This window comes from Aquibium sp. ELW1220 (assembly GCF_030398385.1).
Taxonomy (GTDB): Bacteria; Pseudomonadota; Alphaproteobacteria; order Rhizobiales; family Rhizobiaceae; genus Aquibium.
Genome location: NZ_JAOAOQ010000037.1, coordinates 24906 through 44878, shown reverse-complemented (window position 1 = coordinate 44878; position 19973 = coordinate 24906). Strand labels below are relative to the sequence as shown.

The window sequence follows — 19973 nt, the reverse complement described above, 5'->3', positions numbered from 1 at the left end:
CGCCTTTTCCATGCGTGCACTGCAACTCGTCGACGAACGCCGCCTTGAGACCGTCGACCTGGCACCGCCGCCGCCGCCGGGCCTCGGCGAGGTGACGGTCGCGGTCCGGGTCGTGGCGCTGAACCACATCGACGTCTGGGGCTGGCGCGGCATGGCCTTCGCCAAGCGCAAGATGCCGCTGACGGTGGGCGCCGAGGCCTCCGGCGTGGTCGATTCCGTCGGTCCGGGCGTTTCGGGACTGCTGCCGGGACAGCTGGTGTCGATCTATGGCGCGCGGACCTGCGGGCTGTGCCGCCATTGCCGCGCCGGGCGCGACAACCTCTGCGAGAACGTGGCCGGCGTGCATGGCTTCCATCTCGACGGCTTCGCGCAGGAGAAGATCAACCTGCCGGCACGCCTCCTGGTGCCGGCCCCGCCCGGCGTCGACGACGTGGGCGCGGCGCTGGCCCCCGTGACCTTCGGTACCGTGGAACACATGCTGTTCGACAATGCGAAGCTCGAGCCAGGCGAGACCATCCTCGTCCATGCCGGCGGCTCGGGCATCGGCACGGCGGCGATCCAGCTCGCCAAGCGGATGGGCTGCACGGTGATCACCACCGTGGGCTCCGACGACAAGATCGACAAGGCGAAGGCGCTGGGCGCCGACCACGTGATCAACTATCGCACCGACCGCTTCGAGGGCGTGGTGCGCAAACTGACGAAAAAGAAGGGTGTCGACGTCGTCTTCGAGCATGTCGGCGCCGACACCTGGGCCGGCTCCATGCTGTGCCTGAAGCGCGGCGGACGGCTGGTGACCTGCGGCTCGACGTCGGGCGTATCGACGTCGATGAACCTGATGCAGCTGTTCCAGCAGCAGCTGAAGATCCTCGGCTCCTTCGGCTGCCGGATGGAGAACATGGCCGACGCCATGCAGAAGATGGCCCGCGGCATCGTCCATCCGGTGATCGACACCGAGATCGGCTTCGACGGCATCGGCACCGCGCTTGAGCGGATGGAAGGTCGCTCGGTCTTCGGCAAGATCGTGCTTCGCGTTTCGTCCTGATGCCGTCGCGGGGCGCTGGCAGGTTCAGGCCGCTCGCCGCGCGCGCGCTGCGCGTGATGCGACACCTCAATTACTGGATCGTGGCGCAGTTTGCGCTGACCGTGCTGCGGATCCTGCGCCTCCTGCCTGCGACCGCCTCGCTCAATTTCCTCGATCGCAACGCGCGGCGGATCGGCCCGCTGATGGGCCGCCATCGCGCCGCCCTTTCCAACCTGCGCGCCGCCTATCCGGAGAAGGACGAGGCGGAGATCCAGGCCATCGCGCTCGACATGTGGGGCAACATGGCGCGGCTGGTCGGCGAATATGTCTACATGGAGCAGCTGACGCAGGCCGATCCGGCGACGGGGCTGCCGGCCAACATCGAGATCGTCGGCGAGGATCTGTTCGTGCGGCTGCGCGAGGAGAAGGGACCGCACATCTTCTTCACCGGCCATCTCGGCAATTTCGAGATCCTGCCGACGGTGGCGGCGGCCTACGAGCTGGAAATCAGCGCGCTGTTTCGGGCGCCGAACAATCCGTTCCTGGCCGCGCAGCTGTTGGAAACGCGCAGCGAGAGCATGGGCGACCTCGTCGCGTCCGGCCGCGGCTCCGCCTTCACGCTGGCGCGCATCCTCGACAATGGCGGCAATATCGGCCTGCTGGTCGACCAGAAGTTCTCCGGCGGCATCCAGACGACCTTCTTCGGCCGGCCGTGCCAGACCAACCCGCTGCTGGCCAAGCTGGCGCGCCACTATGACTGCCCGGTCCATCCGGCCCGCTGCGTGCGGCTGCCCGACAACCGGTTCCGGCTTGAACTGCACGAGAAACTGGAGCTGCCGCGCACGGAGACCGGAACGGTCGACGTGAATGCGACGGCGCAGCTCCTCAACGACGTGGTCGAGGGCTGGATCCGCGAGGACCCCGGGCAGTGGATGTGGTTCCACCGCCGCTGGGAGATGCGGCTCAGGCAGCGCTTCCGCCGGCCGAAGCCGCGGGATCCCAAGCGCGGACGAGGCTAGTAGTAGTTCATCACCGCGTGCCGTGCCTCGGCAAAGAAGAGCCAGCGCTCGACGAGCAGCCCGGCGACGAAGCCGAGGCAGGCCAGCGCCGCGGCGACAGTGGCCGGCGTTCCCTGCGGTGCCGCGAGGAGCACGGCGAGCCCCGCCGCCGGAACCAGCAGGCCGAGGCCGAGCGCGATGCGCCAGAGCTTGGCGGCATGCTTGCGCGCGACTTTGAAGCCCATCTCGCGGGTCAGGTAGTTCTCCGTCATGTGCGGACGCTCGAGCAGCCGCACGGTGCCGATGGCGCCGAGGCCGGTCGCCGTCGCGGGCGTCGAGGCGGAGGCGAGCGCGGACTGGCGGCGCTTCCAGGCGCGCTTGAGGACCCACGCGACGGCGAGAAGCAGCAGGGCAGCAAGACCCGGCCCGCGCGGCGCACCGCCCCCGAGCGCTGCAAAGAGCGTCGCCAGCAGCGCCCCTCCGGCGAGCGAGAAGGCGACGTAGCAGGCGGGCGTCAGCGGCGTCGCCCAGGCTTCGACCGTGCGAAGCGAGGCATAGATCATGGCCGTGCAGTAGACCGTGGTGACCGCCATCGCGGCGCCGACAAGAGCGAGCGGCAGCCAGAACCGGTCGGCGAAGAGCGCCAGCGCGGCTGCGAGCGTCAGCGGCACGAAGGTCGCGACCGCCATGACGCCCTCGCGCGACAGCCAGCTCGAGCGCCATTGCGAGAATGCGCGCCAGGCGCGCTGCGGATTGCCGAGGTGGAGCGTCGACGACAGGAGCCCGCCGCCGATCAGGGCGAGAGCGAGGACATGCGCGAGCTTGGTGGCGAGGGCCGCGGGATCGAGCAGGCCAAGGCCCAGCATGACCGCGAGGCCGTAGCCGAGGCCCGAGCAGACCGTGAAGAGGATGATCGAGGGGGCCGGATGCATCAGGCGACTCCGGCACGCCGGTCGAACGGTGTGGCGCAAGGTTGCGGCAAGACGGTACGTATCACGTCAGATCCTGTCCAGCATGCCGTCGAGCCAGGCGAAGAAGCCCCGGGCGCCTTCGGTGTTTTCGGCGAGCGGCAGGGCGGCCATGCCGGCAAGCGGCTGGCGCGGCCGCGGCGGGAGGTACTTGTTGACGGGCCGGGTGCCCTGCTCCGGCATCAGGTCGATGCCGCCGCGCGCTTCGACCATGCGCGAGACATCGGAGGCCGGATCGGCGAAATTGCCGAAATGGCGGGCATTGGCCGGGCAGGTGCGCACGCAGGCTGGCACGCGGTCCACCTCCTCGAAGGTCTCGTTGTAGATGCGGTCGATGCAGAGCGTGCACTTCTTCATGACGCCCGCGGCCACGTCCATCTCGCGCGCGCCATAGGGACAGGCCCAGGCGCAGAGGCCGCAGCCGATGCACTTGTCCTCGTCGACGAGCACGATGCCGTCGGCGGCGCGCTTGTAGGAGGCGCCGGTCGGGCAGACGGTGACGCAGGGCGCGTCCTCGCAGTGCAGGCAGCTCTTCGGAAAATGGACGATGCGCGCATCGCCCGCCTCGCCGACGATCTCGCCGCCCTGCGGCACCACCTCGAACGTGTGGATGCGGTTCAGCCAGGCGCCGGAGACGTCGGCGCCGTAGGGCTGCTGGTCGGAGAGTGCCGCGCCATAGCCGCCGGTGTTCCACTCCTTGCAGCTGACCACGCAGGCATGGCAGCCGACGCAGACGTCGAGATCGATGACGAGGCCGAGTTTCTTCGGGGTGGGGAGGGAAGGCAGGGAGGTCATGCGGGCGTGGCCTTCCGGAGTGGGGAGTGCGGGATACCCCATGCCGGTTCAAACGCAGTGCGTGGGATATCCCCACGTTCTTCAAGCGCAGTGCATGGGATACCTCCACGCTCTTCAAGCGCAGTGCGTGGGATACCCCCACGCTCTTCAAGCGCAGTGCGTGGGATACCTCCACGCTCTTCAAGTGCAGTGCGTGGGATACCCCCACCCCTTACCCCTCCCCTCAAGGGGGAGGGGGAGCGCCGACGTCTCAGGTCCCCCTCCCCCTTGAGGGGAGGGGTGAGGGGTGGGGGTGTGCCGGGCGAATACCTGGCAATCGCCTGCTCTACCGCCGCCCGTCCGCCGCGCATAAACCTCCCGCTCACTTGCTCCACTCCTGCCCGTAGCGAAGCTCCGCCGGCCTCGTCCCGGGCGCAGCGACGGCTGAAAACTGCGGCTCGGCCTCCTCCCCCCGCTCGGCCTTCTCGATGCGGACGCGCAGATCGTACCAGGCGGCCTGGCCGGTGATCGGGTCGGAGTTCGACCAGCGCATGCCGTCGGACTTCGGCGGGAGCAGTTCGTTGATGAGGTGGTTGAGCAGGAAGCCGCGCTTCGCTTCGGGGGCGTCCGGCGACAGGCCCCAGGCGCCCTTGCGCTTGCCGATGGCGTTCCAGGTCCAGAGCGTGGCGCCGTTGACCGCTTCCATGCGGGCGACCTCGACCTTGATGCGGCCGTGCGGCGAGATCACCCAGGCCCAGTCGCCGTCGACGAGGCCAGCCGCGTCGCAGACGGCGCCGGGCACGTAGAGCGGGTTCCTCGTGTGGATCTGGCGCAGCCAGGCGTTCATCGAGCCCCAGGAATGGTACATCGCCGCCGGTCGCTGGGTGATGGCGTGCAACGGGAAGGCGTCGCGGTCGATCGCGGCCTCCTCCAGCGGGCGATACCATGAAGGCAGCGGGGAGAAGACGGCGAGGATGCGCGCGCGATGGGTTTGCGGCGCCACCGGCTCGCGCAGGCCCTGCGCCGACAGGCGGAACTTCTGCAGCGTCTCCTGGTAGAGCTGGAAGGTGACGGGCTGCGGCGTGTCGAAGAAGCCCATCTTCACCGCGAGATCCTGGTAGGCGCGGTTGGCGTGCTTGAAGAACAGCGCCTCGGGCGGCAGATGGTGGACGAAGAAGGAGCCGTTCTCGACATAGCGCTCGAGCTGGGCCGGGTTGGCCGCGCCGCGGCCGGTGCGGTCGCCGTCGGCGCCGCGGAAGCCGGCGAGCGGGCCGATGCCGGGGCGGCGCTCGTGGCGGACGATGTAGTCGGCATAATCGCGGTAGAGCGGCGTGCCGCGGCTGTCGGCAAAGCCCGGCAGACGCAGGCGCGCGCCGAGATCGAGCAGCACCGACTGGAAGCCGCGGACGTCGCGGTCGGGCTCGACGACCGGCCAGCGGATCGCGTCCTGCACGGCATCGGGCTCGGAGATCGGCCGGTCGAGCATCGAGATGCAGTCGTGCCGCTCGAGATAGGTCGTGTCCGGGAGGACGAGATCGGCATAGGCGACCATCTCCGACGAATAGGCGTCGGAGACGATGATCTTCGGGATGCGGTACTCGCCGGTTTCGGGATCTTTGTCCTCCAGCATGCGGATGACGCCGCCGGTGTTCATCGACGAGTTCCAGGCCATATTGGCCATGTAGAGGAACAGCACGTCGATCGGATACGGGTCGCCGGCATGGGCGTTGGAGATGACCATGTGCATCAGCCCGTGGGCCGAGATCGGCGCGTCCCAGGAGAAGGCCTTGTCGATGCGCGCCGGATTGCCCTCGGCGTCGACCAGCAGATCCTCCGGGCCGCGCGGAAAGCCGAGATGCGGGCCGGCGAGCGACTGCGAGGAGCCGAAATGCTCGGCCTTGCCGTGCGGGCGCGGATGCGCCTCGACGGGCTTGGGATAGGGCGGCTCGAAGCGGAAGCCGCCGGGGCAGTCGACGGCGCCGATCAGCACCTGCAGCATGTGCAGCGCGCGCGCGGTCTGGAAGCCGTTGGAATGGGCCGAGATGCCGCGCATGGCGTGGAAGGAGACCGGCCGGCCGACGAAATGCGTGTGCGTCTGCCCGCGCATGTCGGTCCAGGCCTGCTCGACCGTGATCGCCTCCTCGAAGGCGACACGGCCGATCTCGGCGGCCAGGCCGCGGATGGTGTCGGCGGCGACGCCGGTCTCGGCGGCGACGGCGTCGGGTGCGTAGCGCTCGTCGAGATAGGTTTCGGCCAGAAGCTGGAAGGACGGGACGGCGGCGCGGCCGTCGTCGAGGGTGAAGCGGCCGGAGAGCGCGGGGCGGATGCCGGGGCCGTCGGCCGCGGCCGTTCCTGTCGCGGTGTCCCAGACCAGCGCCCTGCCCTCGCCATCGCGGGCGAAGAGGCCGTGGTCGGCCGTGCCAGGCGCGTCGATGACCAGCCATGCGGCATTGGAGTAGCGGACGAGATAGTCGACGTCGATGAAGCGCGCCTTGAGCAGCTCGTGCACCAGCGACAGGATCAGGAGCCCGTCGGTGCCGGGCCGCACGCCGATCCAGTTGTCGGCGATCGAGGAATAGCCGGTGCGGACGGGATTGACCGAAACGAAGCGGGCGCCGCGGCTTTTGAGCTTGGAGATGCCGATCTTCAGCGGGTTCGAATCATGGTCTTCCGCGACGCCGAACATGACGAAGAGCTTCGTGCGGTCCCAGTCGGGCGCGCCGAACTCCCAGAAGGCGCCGCCGATGGTCATGATGCCGGCGGCGGCCATGTTGACGGAGCAGAAGCCGCCATGGGCGGCGTAATTGGGCGTGCCGAACTGCTGCGCCCAGAAGCTGGTGAGCGCCTGGCTCTGGTCGCGGCCGGTGAAGAAGGCGAGCTTCTTCGGGTCGGTGCGGCGCACCTCGCCCAGCCAGCCGGTGGCGATCTCGAAGGCTTCGTCCCAGCCGATGCGGCGGAATTCGCCCGAGCCGCGCGGCCCCGTCCGCAGCATAGGGCCGTCGAGCCTCGCCGGCGCGTGGTGCTGCATGATGCCGGCGGAACCCTTGGCGCAGAGCACGCCGCGGTTGACCGGGTGGTCGCGGTTGCCCTCGATGTAGCGGATCTTCCCGTCCTTGAGATGGACATTGATGCCGCAGCGGCAGGCGCACATGTAGCACGTGGTCTTGCGCAGCGTGTCGCCGACGGGTTCGGACAGCGCCAGGCGCGGTTCAACGGTCATGCAGGGCCCTCATGCGGTGAAGTCTTATACAAGACCGCGCCGCATGGGAATTGTCAGGTTCGGCTATTCGATCCCAGCCCTCACCGGATCGGTCTCCTGGACCAAAGAAAAGGCAGCCGCACGGAGGTCGCGCGCGGCCGCCGGTCCGCCTCGGGAGGAAGCGTTCAGTTGGTCACGACGATCTGCGCGTTGCCGGCGCCGACCTCCTTGACCAGGGCGTAGAGCCGGGCCGCGTTGGCGGTGTGCAGGCGGACGCAGCCATGCGAGGCCGGGCGGCCGAGCTGCTTGACGTAGTTGGTGCCATGGATGGCGTAGCCGCCGCGGAAGAAGATCGAATAGGGCATCGGCGACATGTCGTATTTGCGCGAATACCACATCTTGTGCATGCGGGTGGGCTTGTACTGGCCGCGCGGCGTGATGTAGCCGCTGCGGGCCGTCGAGACGGGCCAGGTGTAGAGCACGCGGCCGTGCTTCGAGACCGTCATGGTCTGGCTCGACACGTCGACCCGCGCAACCAGCGCGCTGGCGAAGCTTGCGGATGCGGCGGCGACCAGCATCGCCGCGGCGGCCGTAACCATCAATACGAACTTTCTCATGACGTAACCTTTTAATGTTGCCGATGACGCTACGGTACGTCGCCGGACGTGAACTGTAAGTGAACAGTTTTACACTGCCGCAACAGATCGTTACCGAGCGGTTTCCGGGCGGTTTGCGAGCGGTTTCAGGGCGGCGGGCGCTGCGCCACCATGCCGCTGCCGCTGGGCCAGCCGTTTCCACAGGCTTGCGCTTGCAAAGGGCGCGCCGGACCTGCTCAATTCGACCATCATGAATGAACAGCTCTTCCGCGCCATCGAGGCCCGCACCGACGACCTCGTCACCCTCACCTCGGACCTGATCCGCTTCCCGACCGTGAACCCGCCGGGCGACGCCTACACGCCGTGCGCCGAGTTCATCGGCGAACGCATGCGGCGGTCGGGCTTCGAGACGACGCTGATTCGCGGCGAAGGGGCGCCCGGCGATTCGGACCGCTACCCGCGCACCAACGTGATCGCGCGGCGCGAGGGCGGGAAGCCCGGCCCGACGGTGCACTTCAACTCGCACATCGACGTTGTGGAGGCCGGCGAAGGCTGGACCGTGGATCCGTTCGGCGGCGTGGTGAAGGACGGCCGCGTCTACGGGCGCGGCGCCTGCGACATGAAGGGCGGGCTCGCCGCGTCGATCATCGCGGTGGAGGCCTTCCTCGAGGTCAATCCGGACTATCCGGGCGCGATCGAGGTGTCGGGCACGGTGGACGAGGAGTCCGGCGGCTTCGGCGGCGTCGCCCATCTCGCCAAGCTCGGCTACTTCTCCAAGCCGCGCGTCGACCACGTCATCATTCCCGAGCCGCTGAACAAGGACCGGATCTGCCTTGGCCATCGCGGCGTGTGGTGGGCCGAGATCGAGACCAAGGGCACGATCGCGCATGGCTCGATGCCGTTCCTCGGCGATTCGGCGGTACGCCACATGGGCGCCGTGCTGCATGCCTTCGAAGAGGAGCTGTTCCCGGCGCTCGACCAGAAGCAGACCCGGACGCCGGTGGTGCCGGAAGGCGCGCGGCGCTCGACGATGAACATCAACTCCATCCATGGCGGCCAGACCGAGGACTTCTTCCCCGGACTGCCCTCCCCCAACGTGCCGGATTCCTGCCGCATCGTCATAGACCGGCGCTTCCTGCTGGAAGAGGACATCCAGACGGTGAAGGGCGAAGTGCTGTCGATCCTCGAGCGGCTGAAGCAGGACCGGCCGCGCTTCGACTACGTGGTCAAGGACCTGATGGAGGTTCTGCCGCTGATGACCGAGCGCGACGCGCCGGTGGCAGCGGCGATCGCGGCGGGCATCCGCGAGGTGCTGGGCAAGGAGCCGGACTATGTCGTGTCGCCGGGCACCTACGACCAGAAGCACATCGCGCGCATCGGTCATCTGCACGACTGCGTGGCCTATGGCCCCGGCATCCTCGACCTCGCCCATACGCCCGACGAGTGGGTGGGGATCGCCGACATGGTGGAGTCGGCCAAGGTCATGGCGATGAGCCTCGACAAGCTGCTGCGCGGCGGCTGAGCGCCAGTCACTGACGAAGATTTGAACGCATGTTGACTGGACCGAAACCTGTTTGTCGTTTGAACAGAAGCTCATACGGGCAAATGGGGGTCTCCATGAAACGCAACGCAATCGCGGCCACGCTGGTCTTCTGCGCCCTTGCCACGCTGGCGCCGATGGCAGCCGAAGCAGCCACGGTCGTGGCGCGGGTCAACATCGCCCAGCAGCAGATGACGGTGACCTACAACGGCCTGCCGATGCACACCTGGCCGGTCTCGACCGCCCGGCGCGGCAAGGTCACGCCGGTGGGAAGCTGGAAGGCGAAGTGGCTGTCGAAGAACCACAAATCCAGTATCTACGACAACGCGCCGATGCCGTTCTCGATCTTCTATAACGGCAACTACGCCGTCCACGGCACGACGAGCATCTCCAAGCTCGGCCAGCCGGCCTCGGCGGGATGCGTCAGGCTGCATCCCGACAATGCCGCGATCCTGTTCGAAATGGCCAAGCGCGAGGGGCTCGACAACGTGATGATCGTCGTCGAGCCGTGAGGGCGGCGGCGGGCGAGCCTCAGGTCTTCGAATAGCCGTAGGTGTCGCCGCCGCGCGCGATGGCGCGCTGGTAGGCCGGGCGGGCGCGAATCGCCTCCAGCCAGCGGTGCAGCACGGCGACGTCCTGGCCGTCGGCGATGCGGGTGAGACCTGCCTCGACCGGAAAGCTCATGGCGATGTCGGCGGCCGAGAAGGCACTGCCGGCGAAGTATCCATCGCGGGCGAGTTCCGACTTCCAGAGTGCCAGGTGGTCGGCGAGCTGCGGGTCGATCAGCTTGCCGTTGACGCCGCCGGAGATCATGCGCGCGATCGGGCGCAGGAAGAACGGCATCTGCGAGGGCAGCCGCGAGAAGATGAGCTTCATGACGAGAAGCGGCATCGCGGACCCTTCGGCATAGTGCATCCAGTAGGTGTAGCGCAGCCGCTCGTCGGTGCCGGCGGCGGGGCGAAGGCTCTCGCCGCCATATCTTTCCACGAGATATTCGGTGATCGCGCCGCTTTCTGCGACGACGCGGCCGTCGTCCTCGATCACCGGCGACTTGCCGAGCGGGTGGACGGCCTTCAGGCTCTCCGGCGCGCGGTACTCCCTGGTGCGGAGATAGGTCTTCACCTCGTAGTCGAGGCCGAGTTCCTCGAGCAGCCAGAGCGCGCGATGGGCGCGGGACTTTTCGAGGTAGTGGACGGTGATCATGACTGCGGTCCCGCGTGGCTGAAAGTCGCGGCCCTTCTACAGGATCGCCGCCGCTCGATCCATGCGTCCCGTGGCTCATGCGCCATCGGCAGTTGCCCGCAAAGGCGGCAGGACAGGAGGCGCGCGGCGAAAAATCGGCGACAGAGGGCTGGTCCAAGCGAAACGCGATTTACTCCCGCTAAAAATCGCGCTTTGATCGCGCACCGATCCGGCAACAATGGGAGCAAAAACAATGACTGCCTGGAAAAGCATACTGGCTGCGACGGCGCTCGCGCTGGCCTCGTCGACCGCGGCCTTCGCCGCACGCACCGACGTGGTGGTGGGCGTCGTGCTGGAGCCGCCGCATCTCGATCCGACGGCCGGCGCCGCGGCTGCCATCGACGAGGTGGTCTATGCCAACGTCTTCGAGGGCCTGACGAGCATCGGCCCCGCAGGCGAGGTCGAGCCCGCGCTGGCCGCGAGCTGGGAGATTTCGGACGACGGCAAGGTCTACACCTTCAAGCTGCACGAGGGCGTGAAATTCCACGACGGGTCGGACCTCACCGCCGAGGACGTGAAGTTCTCGCTCGACCGCGCCCGCGCCGAGGATTCCACCAATGCCCAGAAGGGCCTGTTCGCCCAGATCGATTCGGTCGAGGCCGTCGACCCGACCACGGTCAAGGTGACGCTGAAGCAGCCGCAGGGTTCGTTCCTCTACAATCTCGGCTGGGGCGACGCCGTGATCGTCGCGCCCGAGAGCGCCGAGGGCAACAAGGAAAAGCCGATCGGCACCGGCCCGTTCAAGTTCGACAACTGGGCCAAGGGCTCGTCGATCACCATCGTCAAGAACCCGGATTACTGGGGCGAGGCAGTGGCGCTGGACAAGGCCGAGTTCCGCATCATCCCGGATGCCGCGGCGGCCGTGCCTGCGCTTTTGTCGGGCGACGTGCACGCCTTCCCGAACATGCCGGCCGGCGACGCGCTGCCGCAGATCCAGTCCGATTCCCGCTTCGAGGTGGTGATCGGCGCGACGGAGGGCGAGACGGTTCTTGCGACGAACAACAAGAAGGCCCCCTTCGACAATCTGAAGGTGCGCCAGGCGATCGCGCATGCGCTCGACCGCGACGCCATCATGGCGGCCGGCTCGTCGGGCCTGGGTACGCCCATCGGCTCGCATTTCTCGCCCGCCAACGAGGCCTATGTCGACCTGACCGGCACCTACCCGCTCGACCTCGACAAGGCCAAGGCGCTGCTGAAGGAGGCCGGCTATCCGGACGGCTTCAAGGCGACGCTGAAGCTGCCGCCCCCGGCCTATGCCCGCGACGGCGGCCAGGTGATCGCCTCGCAGCTGCGCGAGATCGGCATCGAGCTCGAGATCATCCCGGTGGAATGGGCGCAGTGGCTGGAACAGGCCTTCAAGGGCAAGGACTACGACCTGACGATCGTCTCGCACACCGAGCCGAACGACATCGGGATCTATGCCCGCAAGGACTACTACTTCAACTACGACAACCCGGACTTCGACAAGGTGATCGCCGAGCTCGACGTCGCCTCCGACCAAGCCAAGCGCAACGAGCTGTTCAAGCAGGCGCAGGAGATCCTCGCCAAGGACGCGGTGAACGGCTTCCTGTTCCAGCTGCCGAAGGTCGGCGTCTGGGACGCCAAGCTCGAAGGCATGTGGGAAAACGCGCCGATTCAGGCCACGGACCTGACCGGGGTGAAGTGGGCGGATTGAGGACAGGCGTCCGCCCGCTCGCCGGCGGACGGACACCGGACCATCACGGAGGGCGGCCTCGCGCCGCCCTTCTTCGGTTGGACTGCCGAGCGCTTCCTGCGACATCCGTCTCCCCGCGTGCCGGAAGACGGAGATTTCCCGAAACGACATGATCGCCTTTCTCGCCAAACGCCTCTCGGTCGGCCTCGTGACGCTCATCGTCGCGTCCGTCGTCGTCTTCGCCGTGCTGGAAGTGCTGCCGGGGGATCCCGCGCAGCTGATGCTCGGCATGAACGCGACCGACGAGGCGGTGGCGACGCTTCGCGAGCAGATGGGGCTCGACCAGCCGCTGCTCGTCCGCTACGCGAGCTGGATCGGCGGGTTGCTGACGGGCGATTTCGGCCGCTCCTTCACCTATTCCTCGCCGGTTCTCGACCTCATCGCCGAGCGCGCCGTGGTGTCGCTGCCGCTGGCGCTGATCGCGCTGGCGATGTCCACCGCCATCGCCATTCCCGTCGGCCTGTTTGCCGCCGCGCGGCGCGGCAAGGCGGCCGACACGGTCACCATGGGTGCCGCGCAGATCGGCGTCGCCGTGCCGAACTTCTGGTTCGCGCTGATCCTGATCTACGTCTTCGCGGTCTGGCTGCGGCTGGTGCCGTCCGGCGGCTTCCCCGGCTGGGAGGCAGGGGTCTGGCCGGGCATCAAGGCGCTCCTGATGCCCGCCGTAGCGCTCGCCCTGCCGCAGGCCGCCATCCTGTCGCGCGTCACGCGCTCGGCGCTGCTCGAGGTGCTGGGCGAGGACTATATCCGCACGGCGCGCGCCAAGGGCATGCCGCGGCGGCACGTCCTGTGGCGGCATGCGCTGCGCAACGCCATGATCCCGGTGCTGACGATTCTCGGCCTGCAGTTCGCCTTCCTGCTCGCCGGCACGATCATCATCGAGAACGTGTTCTACCTGCCCGGCCTCGGCCGCCTCGTCTTCCAGGCGATCACGCAGCGCGACCTGATCGTTGTCGAGGGCGTGGTGATGCTGCTCGTCGCCTCCGTCATCCTGGTCAACATCGTGGTCGACATCTGCTACGCGCTGGTCGATCCGCGCCTGAGGTCGAACGCGTGAGCGCCGAACCGATTACGCCTGCGGCATCCGAAGGGTCCTTCCTGTCGGCAGCCCTCTCCAACCGTTCCTTCGTGGCGGGCCTCATCATCACCGGCCTGATCGCCGCGATGGCGATCGTTTCCTTCGTGTGGACGCCCTACGACATCACGCGCCTGGAAGTGGCCAACCGCATGCAGGGCTTGTCCTGGGAGCACCCGTTCGGGACCGACCATTTCGGCCGCGACATCCTGACCATGATCATGATCGGCTCGCGCAACTCGATCGCGGTGGCGATCGTGGCGGTGGGCATCGGCATGGGCATCGGCGTGCCGCTCGGCGCCTGGGCGGCGGCGCGGGGCGGGCTGGTCGACGAGGCGCTGATGCGCTTCAACGATCTCGTCTTCGCCTTCCCGGCGCTGCTCTCCGCGGTGCTGATCACGGCGATCTTCGGCCCGGGCGCGATCAACGCCATCATCGCCATCGGCATCTTCAACATCCCGGTGTTCGCCCGCGTGGCACGCGCCGGCGCGCTGGCGATCTGGCCGCGCGAGTACATCCTGGCGGCGCGTGCGGCCGGCAAGGGCAAGGCACGCATCACCATCGAGCACATCCTGCCCAACGTCGCGTCCATGCTGCTGGTCCAGGGCACGATCCAGTTCGCGCTCGGCATCCTGGCCGAAGCCGGCCTCTCCTATGTCGGGCTCGGCGCGCAGCCGCCGGCGCCGTCCTGGGGACGCATGCTGTTCGACGCGCAGACGCGGATGATGGTGGCGCCGCACCTGGCGCTGTTCCCGGGCTTTGCCATCGTCGTCACCGTGCTCGGGCTCAACCTGCTCGGCGACGGCCTGCGCGACGTGCTCGACCCCCGACTGAGGCGCGAACGCTGATGGCGCTGCTCGAGATCGAGAAGCTGTCGCTGTCGATCGGCCGCGTGCCGATCCTGAAGGCCGTCGACCTGTCGATCGGCGCCGGCGAGACCATGGGGCTGGTGGGCGAATCGGGCTCCGGCAAGTCGATGACGGCGCTGACGCTGATGCAGCTGCTGCCCGCCGCGGCGAAGGCCACCGGCCGCGTCACCTTCGACGGCATCGACATCCTGGCCGCTCCGGAGGCCGCGATGTGCCGGCTGCGCGGCAACGACATCGGCATGGTGTTCCAGGAACCGATGACGGCGCTGAACCCGGTGAAGACGATCGGCGAGCAGGTGGCCGAGGGCATCCGCTGGCACACCGGCGCCAGCCGCGCCGACGCCGAGGCTTCCGCCCGGCGCATGCTCGACCGCGTCGGCCTGCCGGAGGCGAAGTTCCCGCTGACGCGCTATCCGCACCAGCTGTCGGGCGGGCAGCGCCAGCGCGTCGTCATCGCCATCGCCTGCGCCCTGAAGCCGAAGCTGCTGGTGGCCGACGAGCCGACGACGGCGCTCGACGTCGTGCTGCAGAAGCAGATCCTCGACCTCCTGCGCGGGCTGGTGGCCGAGGACCGGATGGGGCTGCTCCTGATTTCCCACGACCTCGCCGTCGTCACCGACATGGCCGAGCGCATCACCGTGCTGCGGCACGGCGAGGTGATGGAGGAAGGCGAGACGGCGCCGACGCTGGCCGCCCAGGTGCATCCCTACACGCGCCAGCTGGCCGAAGCCTCCATGCACGTGCCGGCGCGGCCGAACCGCCATGCCGCGCACGCGGCGGGCGACAATCTGCTCGAGGTGGACGCGGTGGTGCGCGACTATCCCGGCCGGCGACGCTCGCTGTTTTCGCCAGCGGAGAAGTTCCGCGCGGTCGACCATGTGTCGTTTTCGATGAAGCCCGGCCAGTCGGTCGCCCTCGTCGGCCGCTCGGGCTGCGGCAAGTCGACGCTCGCACGGATGATTCTCGCGCTCGACCGGCCGACCGGCGGCGACATCCGCTTCCGCGGCACCTCGCTGACGGCAAAGAGCGAGGCGGAACTGAAGCCGTTCCGGCGCAACATGCAGGTGGTGTTCCAGGACCCCTACGGCTCGTTCAACCCGCGCCACACGGTGGAGCGGCTGGTGGCCGAGCCGCTGCATCTCCTCGACAGGCAGCCCTCGCCTGCCGAGCGGCGCGAGAGGGTGGCCGAGGCGCTGCACGAGGTGGGCCTGCGCCAGCCCGACATGGACAAGTATCCGCACGAATTCTCCGGCGGCCAGCGCCAGCGCATCTCGATCGCGCGCGCCATCATCACGCGGCCGAAGCTGGTGGTCGCCGACGAGCCGGTGTCGGCACTCGACGTGTCGATCCGCGCGCAGGTGCTCGACCTCTTCGCCGAACTCAACCAGAAGCTCGGCGTCGCCTATCTGTTCATCACCCACGACCTGACCGTGGCGCGCGCCATCACCGACGAGGTGATGGTGATGCATGACGGCAGGATCGTCGAGACCGGCCGTACCGACGCGGTGCTGGACGACCCGCAGTCCGACGCCGCGAAGGATCTGGTGGCCGCGGCACCCGACCTGAAGCGGGCGATCCGGCGGCGGATGGTGGAGCAGGGGTAGCGGAGAAGAGGCTGATCGCGGCGCCGCAGCCCTGTCGTCTGCGTGCGGCGGTCAATCCTCGTCTTCGCGATACAGGCGGTCGAAGTCTTTGGGTCTCATGCGACGCAAGCTCTTCGACCGTTCCGGATCGAAGCGCCGATCGTTGGGATCCATACCATTGCGATCGGAGGATTTGCGGCCGACCGCGGAGACGAACTGCGACAGCTCGGCATTCTGCAATGCGCGTTTCTCCGAAAGGTTCAGCCTGCGAGGCTTTTTTCGACCACATTGCCCCCCGCATCAACGCCGACGCCGCTGCACCGGCAAGTCGGTCCATGAACGACGTTCGAAACCGCGAAACCGCATTGCGCACCCTGTCCGGACTTGTCGCTCACGCGTTTCCGGCGACGATCTCCTTCGCATCGATGTCGAGCACTTCGAGCGTCCGCTTGAGCAGCCGGACCTCGTGCTCCGACAGGTCCTCGTCGGCCTTGGCGATCTCGGCGAGATGGCGGCCGAGCTGGATGCGGCGGTCGCGGTCGAGCGTCTGGAACAGGGCCAGCGCCTGGGCGCCGGTGGTCTCGTAGCCGTAGTCCTGCAGGTAGCGGATGACGCCGACGAGGCTCTCCCTGGGGATGCCGAAGGAGTCCGTGCAGATGCGCTTGAAGGTGGCGAGTTCCTTCTCCTCGACGGAACCGTCGGCGAGGATCATGCGGAAGAGCAACAGCAGCTCGGCGGTGAGCACCGGATCGTCGGCGACGCGGCGGATGCCGGGATCGCCTTCGAAGAGCTGCATGATCCGCGACAGGAATCCATCCGCCATCGTCGTCCCCTCTGGGTGTGTCCCGGCAGAGTAGCGGGATTCCGTCGAAGGGGGAACGGGCCGCTCGGGCGAGACGCGGGATGGCGGCTGACCCGTCCCATGCCCGCGTCATTGCGGAAGACGAAACGCGCGAAGCGCGGAGCGTCTGTCCGGAATCCATTCCGTGACGCCCGNCGGAAGACGAAACGCGCGAAGCGCGGAGCGTCTGTCCGGAATCCATTCCGTGACGCCCGAAGGGTCAAGCTCCTTCCCGCGGAGGTCACGGAATGGATTCCGGATCCGGTCGCCTTCGCTGCGCTCGGCAACCGGTCCGGAATGACGCGGCGGCCGGGAGGACATGCGGGGACAGTCCACCCGGTTCGTGGCCGTTGCGACAGGAATCCATCCGCCATCGTCGTCCCCTCTGGCTGTGTGCCGGCAGAGTAGCGGGATTCCCGCGGAGTGGGAACGGGGCGCTCGGGCGAGACGCGGGACGGCGGCTGCCCCGTCCCATGCCCGCGTCATTCCGGAAGACGAAACGCGCGAAGCGCGGAGCGTCTGTCCGGAATCCATTCCGTGACGCCCGAAGGGTCAGGCTCCTTCCCGCGGAGGTCACGGAATGGATTCCGGATCCGGTCGCCTTCGCTGCGCTCGGCAACCGGTCCGGAATGACGCGGCGGCCGGGAGGACATGCGGAGACAGTCCACCCGGTTCGTGGCCCTTGCGACAGGGAACCGGGCAGTATCGTCGACCCAAGTCGATTGTGCCCTTATGTCGTCTGCAGGCAGAGGGGGCGCGACGGAGTGCGGACGATGGGGGCGGAGGCGTTCGCTCCAGGAAGACGTGTCGGAACCTTTGCCGTCCCGGGCCGCCTGCCCTATCCTGCCGCCGACGGAGGTGAACGGGATGGATGGCGAGGCCGGGAAGAATTCGACGGTACCGGCCGGCTATGCGCCGGAGTTCCGCCGTCGCGCGGTGCGCGCGGAGCATCGCGGGCTGGTGGCGTCGATCGTCGGCTATCGCGAGACCGGCACCGGGCTGAGCGGCGCCGTGGAGATGGCGCCGCTGGTGGTGCCGCTGGTGATCTCCTTCGCGGATCCCTTCGAGATCGCCTTCGGCCGGGCGCCTTCCGCCGACGACCGCTACGGCAGCTTCACCTCCGGCCTGCATCCGGGCTTCGTGACGATCGGTTCGAAGGGCAGCGCGGAGTGCATCCAGGTGGATTTCACGCCGATCGGCGCCTTCCGCTTCTTTGCCCTGCCGATGCGCGCGATCGCCAGCCGGATGGTGACGCTCGACGACCTGTCCGACGGCGGCCTGCGCGACCTGCGGCTGCGGCTCGCGGACGAGCCGGACTGGGAGCGGCGGTTCGATTTAGTGGAGGGCTTCCTGTCCGCCCGGCTGGCGCGCGGGCCGCAGCCCGACCAGGCCGTCGCGCATGCCTACGGGCAGATCCTGTCGAGCGGCGGGACGATGCGCATCGGCGACGTCGCGCGCAGGCTCGACTGGAGCCGCAAGCACCTGAACCAGCGGTTCCGCGAGGAGATCGGGCTCGGGCCGAAGGCGGTGGCGCGGATGGCGCGGTTCAACCGCGTGCTGGCGCTGGCGAGAGCCGGTGCCTCGCGCGACTGGGCCGACATCGCGGCCGCCTGCGGCTATGCCGACCAGGCGCATCTGGTGCGCGAATTCCGAGACTTCGCAGGAGCCTCGCCGACCGCGGTTGCGCTGCCCGCCCGGGCGCCCGTGGTCGCCTGACGGCGGAATTCCGCCGAGGTACCATTTCTTCAAGACCGGGCATGGGCGCCGGTGCGACATGGCCGCGTCGGCTCCAACACAGGAAACCAGTTCATGACCGCCATCGAAGCCCCCCGCCTCTACCCTGCCCTGCGCTTCCGCGACGCCGAAAGGATGATCGCCTTCCTCTGCGACGCCTTCGGCTTCACCGTGCATGCGAAATACACGAACGACGCCGGCAAGGTGATCCATGCCGAGCTCGCCTTCGGCTCGTCGATGATCATGTGCGGCGACGAGAAGGACGACGCCTTCGGCGCCATGGTCGGCGCAGCCGACGGCCGGAGCGGCAAGGCGCTCTACCTCGCCGTCGACGATGCGGACGCCGCCTTCGAGCGGGCGCGGGCGGCGGGCGCCGAGATCCTGCAGGGGCTGGTCGAGCGCGACTATGGCAGCCGCGAGTTCATCTGCCGCGACCCGGAGGGCAACGTCTGGAGCTTCGGCACCTACTGGCCGAAGGCGCACGAGCCCGCCGGCTGATCGCGCCGGGCGATCGCGCAATCGCCGCGCCGCGCCCCGTATCCTTCCGCGCGCGGCCCCGCTATAGAGGCGCCATGAGCGACGAGAAGAAGAGCGGGACGCCGAAGGACAGCCATTACGCCAGGCTGCGGCGCACCCATCGTGACCAGAACGGCCCGGCCGGTGCGCCCGTGCGGCGCGCGGGACCGCCGATCGCCGGCGAGGCGCCGCCGGACGGGCTGGTGCGGCTCTACGGACTGCACACGGTGCGGGCGGCGCTCGACAATCCGAAGCGCCGCATCACCCGCCTGATGGCGACCAAGAACGCGCTCGACCGGCTGGGGGTCGGCGATCCGGACGCCCTGCCCTTTCCGGTCGAGATCGTCGAGCCGCGCGCCATCGACCGGCTGCTCGGCAGCGACGCCGTGCACCAGGGCGCGATGATCGAGGCGAAGCCGCTGAAGCCCAAGGCGCTGTCGGCGCTGTCGGACACGCCGCTGATCCTGGTGCTCGACCAGGTGACGGACCCGCACAATGTCGGCGCCATCCTGCGCTCGGCGGTGGCCTTCGGCGCCGGCGCTCTGGTGACGACGTCGCGCCACAGCCCGGCCGAATCGGGCGTGCTGGCCAAGGCGGCCTCGGGCGCGCTGGAGCACATCGACATGATCGAGGTGAAGAACCTCGCCGCCGCGCTGGACGAGATCCACGCCGCGGGCTTCACCAGCATCGGCCTCGATTCGGATGGACCTGCCGTGCTGGAAGGGACGCTCTCCGGCGACCGCCTGGCGCTGGTGCTCGGCGCCGAAGGCAAGGGCCTGCGCCAGAAGACGCGCGAGACCGTGACCGCGCTCGCCCGCCTCGACATGCCGGGCGCGATCCGCTCGCTCAACGTCTCCAATGCGGCGGCCGTGTCGCTCTACGCCGCCCGCAGGCACCTCGACGGCGCGGGCTGAACTGCCGCGACGGACGCGATTGCCACATTTCGGCAATGCGACGGCCTCAAATCCGAACAGTTTGTTACCCAAACTGTTAACCCTACGGAAGAGGAGGCAGACGCATGACCCTGCATGTCAGACAGTCCGACCGATCCCGCGCCCGCCCCACGCAATGGACGCCCTGGGGCGCCATGCCCGCGACGCGCGAACCCCTGTGGGACAGGGCGCTGGCCGACAAGGCCGCCGCGCGACCGCAGGCCCCTCGCCTTGTGACGATCCGTCCCTCGCGCGGCGCGGGCTCCCGCTCGGGCGGCTGAACCGGTGGTACGGACGACCGGGTCTCGCTGAAGCCGCGCCCCCTCACCGCCGTCATCCCGGGCGAAGCCGAAGCGAAGCGGAGGCGCAGA

The 19973-nt window shown here is 68.5% G+C and carries 19 protein-coding genes; 12 read left to right on the top strand and 7 right to left on the bottom strand.

The window, feature by feature from the left end; genetic code table 11:
* The first annotated feature begins 10 nt into the window (after positions 1-10).
* Both N1F91_RS24420 and N1F91_RS24415 read left to right on the top strand, forming a co-directional pair.
* Positions 11-1042, top strand: coding sequence for a zinc-binding dehydrogenase (locus tag N1F91_RS24420; protein WP_289996079.1), 1032 nt, complete (start codon positions 11-13; stop codon positions 1040-1042).
* Complete coding sequence (locus N1F91_RS24415; protein ID WP_289996077.1) at positions 1042-2040, top strand: lipid A biosynthesis lauroyl acyltransferase; 999 nt, start codon at positions 1042-1044, stop codon at positions 2038-2040. Before N1F91_RS24420 ends, N1F91_RS24415 begins: the two co-directional genes overlap by 1 nt.
* Here the strand turns inward: N1F91_RS24415 and N1F91_RS24410 are convergent.
* From N1F91_RS24410 to N1F91_RS24395, 4 genes are all read right to left on the bottom strand, one after another.
* On the bottom strand, positions 2037-2951 hold the full coding sequence (locus N1F91_RS24410) for a DmsC/YnfH family molybdoenzyme membrane anchor subunit (protein ID WP_289996076.1): 915 nt from the start codon (positions 2949-2951) through the stop codon (positions 2037-2039). The two genes, N1F91_RS24415 and N1F91_RS24410, sit on opposite strands and share 4 nt — an antisense overlap.
* Positions 2952-3017: 66 nt before the next feature.
* Positions 3018-3782: a 4Fe-4S dicluster domain-containing protein gene (locus N1F91_RS24405; protein ID WP_289996075.1), complete on the bottom strand. Its 765-nt coding sequence runs from the start codon at positions 3780-3782 to the stop codon at positions 3018-3020.
* Between the two features lie 361 nt (positions 3783-4143).
* Positions 4144-6981: a molybdopterin oxidoreductase family protein gene (locus N1F91_RS24400; RefSeq protein ID WP_289996074.1), complete on the bottom strand. Its 2838-nt coding sequence runs from the start codon at positions 6979-6981 to the stop codon at positions 4144-4146.
* Positions 6982-7145: 164 nt separating this feature from the next.
* Complete coding sequence (locus N1F91_RS24395) at positions 7146-7577, bottom strand: L,D-transpeptidase (RefSeq protein WP_289996071.1); 432 nt, start codon at positions 7575-7577, stop codon at positions 7146-7148.
* Between the two features lie 229 nt (positions 7578-7806).
* Between N1F91_RS24395 and N1F91_RS24390 the strand changes: the two genes are divergently transcribed.
* Both N1F91_RS24390 and N1F91_RS24385 read left to right on the top strand, forming a co-directional pair.
* Entirely contained in the window at positions 7807-9078 is a 1272-nt protein-coding gene (locus N1F91_RS24390) for an acetylornithine deacetylase/succinyl-diaminopimelate desuccinylase family protein (RefSeq protein ID WP_289996070.1), read from the top strand.
* 95 nt (positions 9079-9173) lie between these two features.
* Positions 9174-9608 (top strand): L,D-transpeptidase, encoded by a 435-nt coding sequence (locus tag N1F91_RS24385; RefSeq protein WP_289996068.1) that lies wholly within the window; start codon positions 9174-9176, stop codon positions 9606-9608.
* Between the two features lie 19 nt (positions 9609-9627).
* Here N1F91_RS24385 and N1F91_RS24380 read toward each other — a convergent pair whose 3' ends face one another.
* Entirely contained in the window at positions 9628-10299 is a 672-nt protein-coding gene (locus N1F91_RS24380) for a glutathione S-transferase (RefSeq protein ID WP_289996067.1), read from the bottom strand.
* Between the two features lie 232 nt (positions 10300-10531).
* On the opposite strand from N1F91_RS24380, the gene N1F91_RS24375 reads away from it, so the two are divergent.
* The 4 genes from N1F91_RS24375 (at position 10532) to N1F91_RS24360 (ending at position 15600) form a co-directional block, all read left to right on the top strand.
* A complete protein-coding gene (locus tag N1F91_RS24375; RefSeq protein WP_289996066.1) occupies positions 10532-12013 on the top strand; it encodes an ABC transporter substrate-binding protein in 1482 nt (493 codons plus the stop codon).
* Positions 12014-12161: 148 nt separating this feature from the next.
* The gene (locus N1F91_RS24370) at positions 12162-13109 is read left to right on the top strand and encodes an ABC transporter permease (protein ID WP_289996065.1); all 948 of its coding nucleotides are present in this window, start codon (positions 12162-12164) and stop codon (positions 13107-13109) included.
* Complete coding sequence (locus tag N1F91_RS24365) at positions 13106-13975, top strand: ABC transporter permease (RefSeq protein WP_289996063.1); 870 nt, start codon at positions 13106-13108, stop codon at positions 13973-13975. The genes N1F91_RS24370 and N1F91_RS24365 overlap by 4 nt, the downstream gene beginning before the upstream one ends.
* Positions 13975-15600: a dipeptide ABC transporter ATP-binding protein gene (locus N1F91_RS24360; protein WP_289996062.1), complete on the top strand. Its 1626-nt coding sequence runs from the start codon at positions 13975-13977 to the stop codon at positions 15598-15600. The genes N1F91_RS24365 and N1F91_RS24360 overlap by 1 nt, the downstream gene beginning before the upstream one ends.
* 51 nt (positions 15601-15651) lie before the next feature.
* Here the strand turns inward: N1F91_RS24360 and N1F91_RS24355 are convergent, their stop codons facing one another.
* The gene (locus N1F91_RS24355) at positions 15652-15819 is read right to left on the bottom strand and encodes a hypothetical protein (RefSeq protein WP_289996061.1); all 168 of its coding nucleotides are present in this window, start codon (positions 15817-15819) and stop codon (positions 15652-15654) included.
* Positions 15820-15970: 151 nt separating this feature from the next.
* A complete protein-coding gene (locus tag N1F91_RS24350; RefSeq protein ID WP_289996060.1) occupies positions 15971-16402 on the bottom strand; it encodes a TerB family tellurite resistance protein in 432 nt (143 codons plus the stop codon).
* Positions 16403-17287: 885 nt separating this feature from the next.
* Here N1F91_RS24350 and N1F91_RS24345 point away from each other — a divergent pair.
* The 4 genes from N1F91_RS24345 to N1F91_RS24330 all read left to right on the top strand — a co-directional run bounded on the left by N1F91_RS24345 (position 17288) and on the right by N1F91_RS24330 (position 19883).
* Positions 17288-18136 carry a helix-turn-helix domain-containing protein gene (locus tag N1F91_RS24345; protein WP_289996059.1) on the top strand — a complete coding sequence of 283 codons (849 nt, stop codon included), beginning with the start codon at positions 17288-17290 and terminating at the stop codon, positions 18134-18136.
* A gap of 93 nt (positions 18137-18229) precedes the next feature.
* On the top strand, positions 18230-18652 hold the full coding sequence (locus N1F91_RS24340) for a VOC family protein (protein ID WP_289996058.1): 423 nt from the start codon (positions 18230-18232) through the stop codon (positions 18650-18652).
* Positions 18653-18726: 74 nt separating this feature from the next.
* Entirely contained in the window at positions 18727-19584 is an 858-nt protein-coding gene (locus tag N1F91_RS24335; protein ID WP_289996057.1) for an RNA methyltransferase, read from the top strand.
* Positions 19585-19688: 104 nt separating this feature from the next.
* Positions 19689-19883 (top strand): hypothetical protein, encoded by a 195-nt coding sequence (locus N1F91_RS24330; RefSeq protein ID WP_289996056.1) that lies wholly within the window; start codon positions 19689-19691, stop codon positions 19881-19883.
* Positions 19884-19973: the final 90 nt, after the last annotated feature.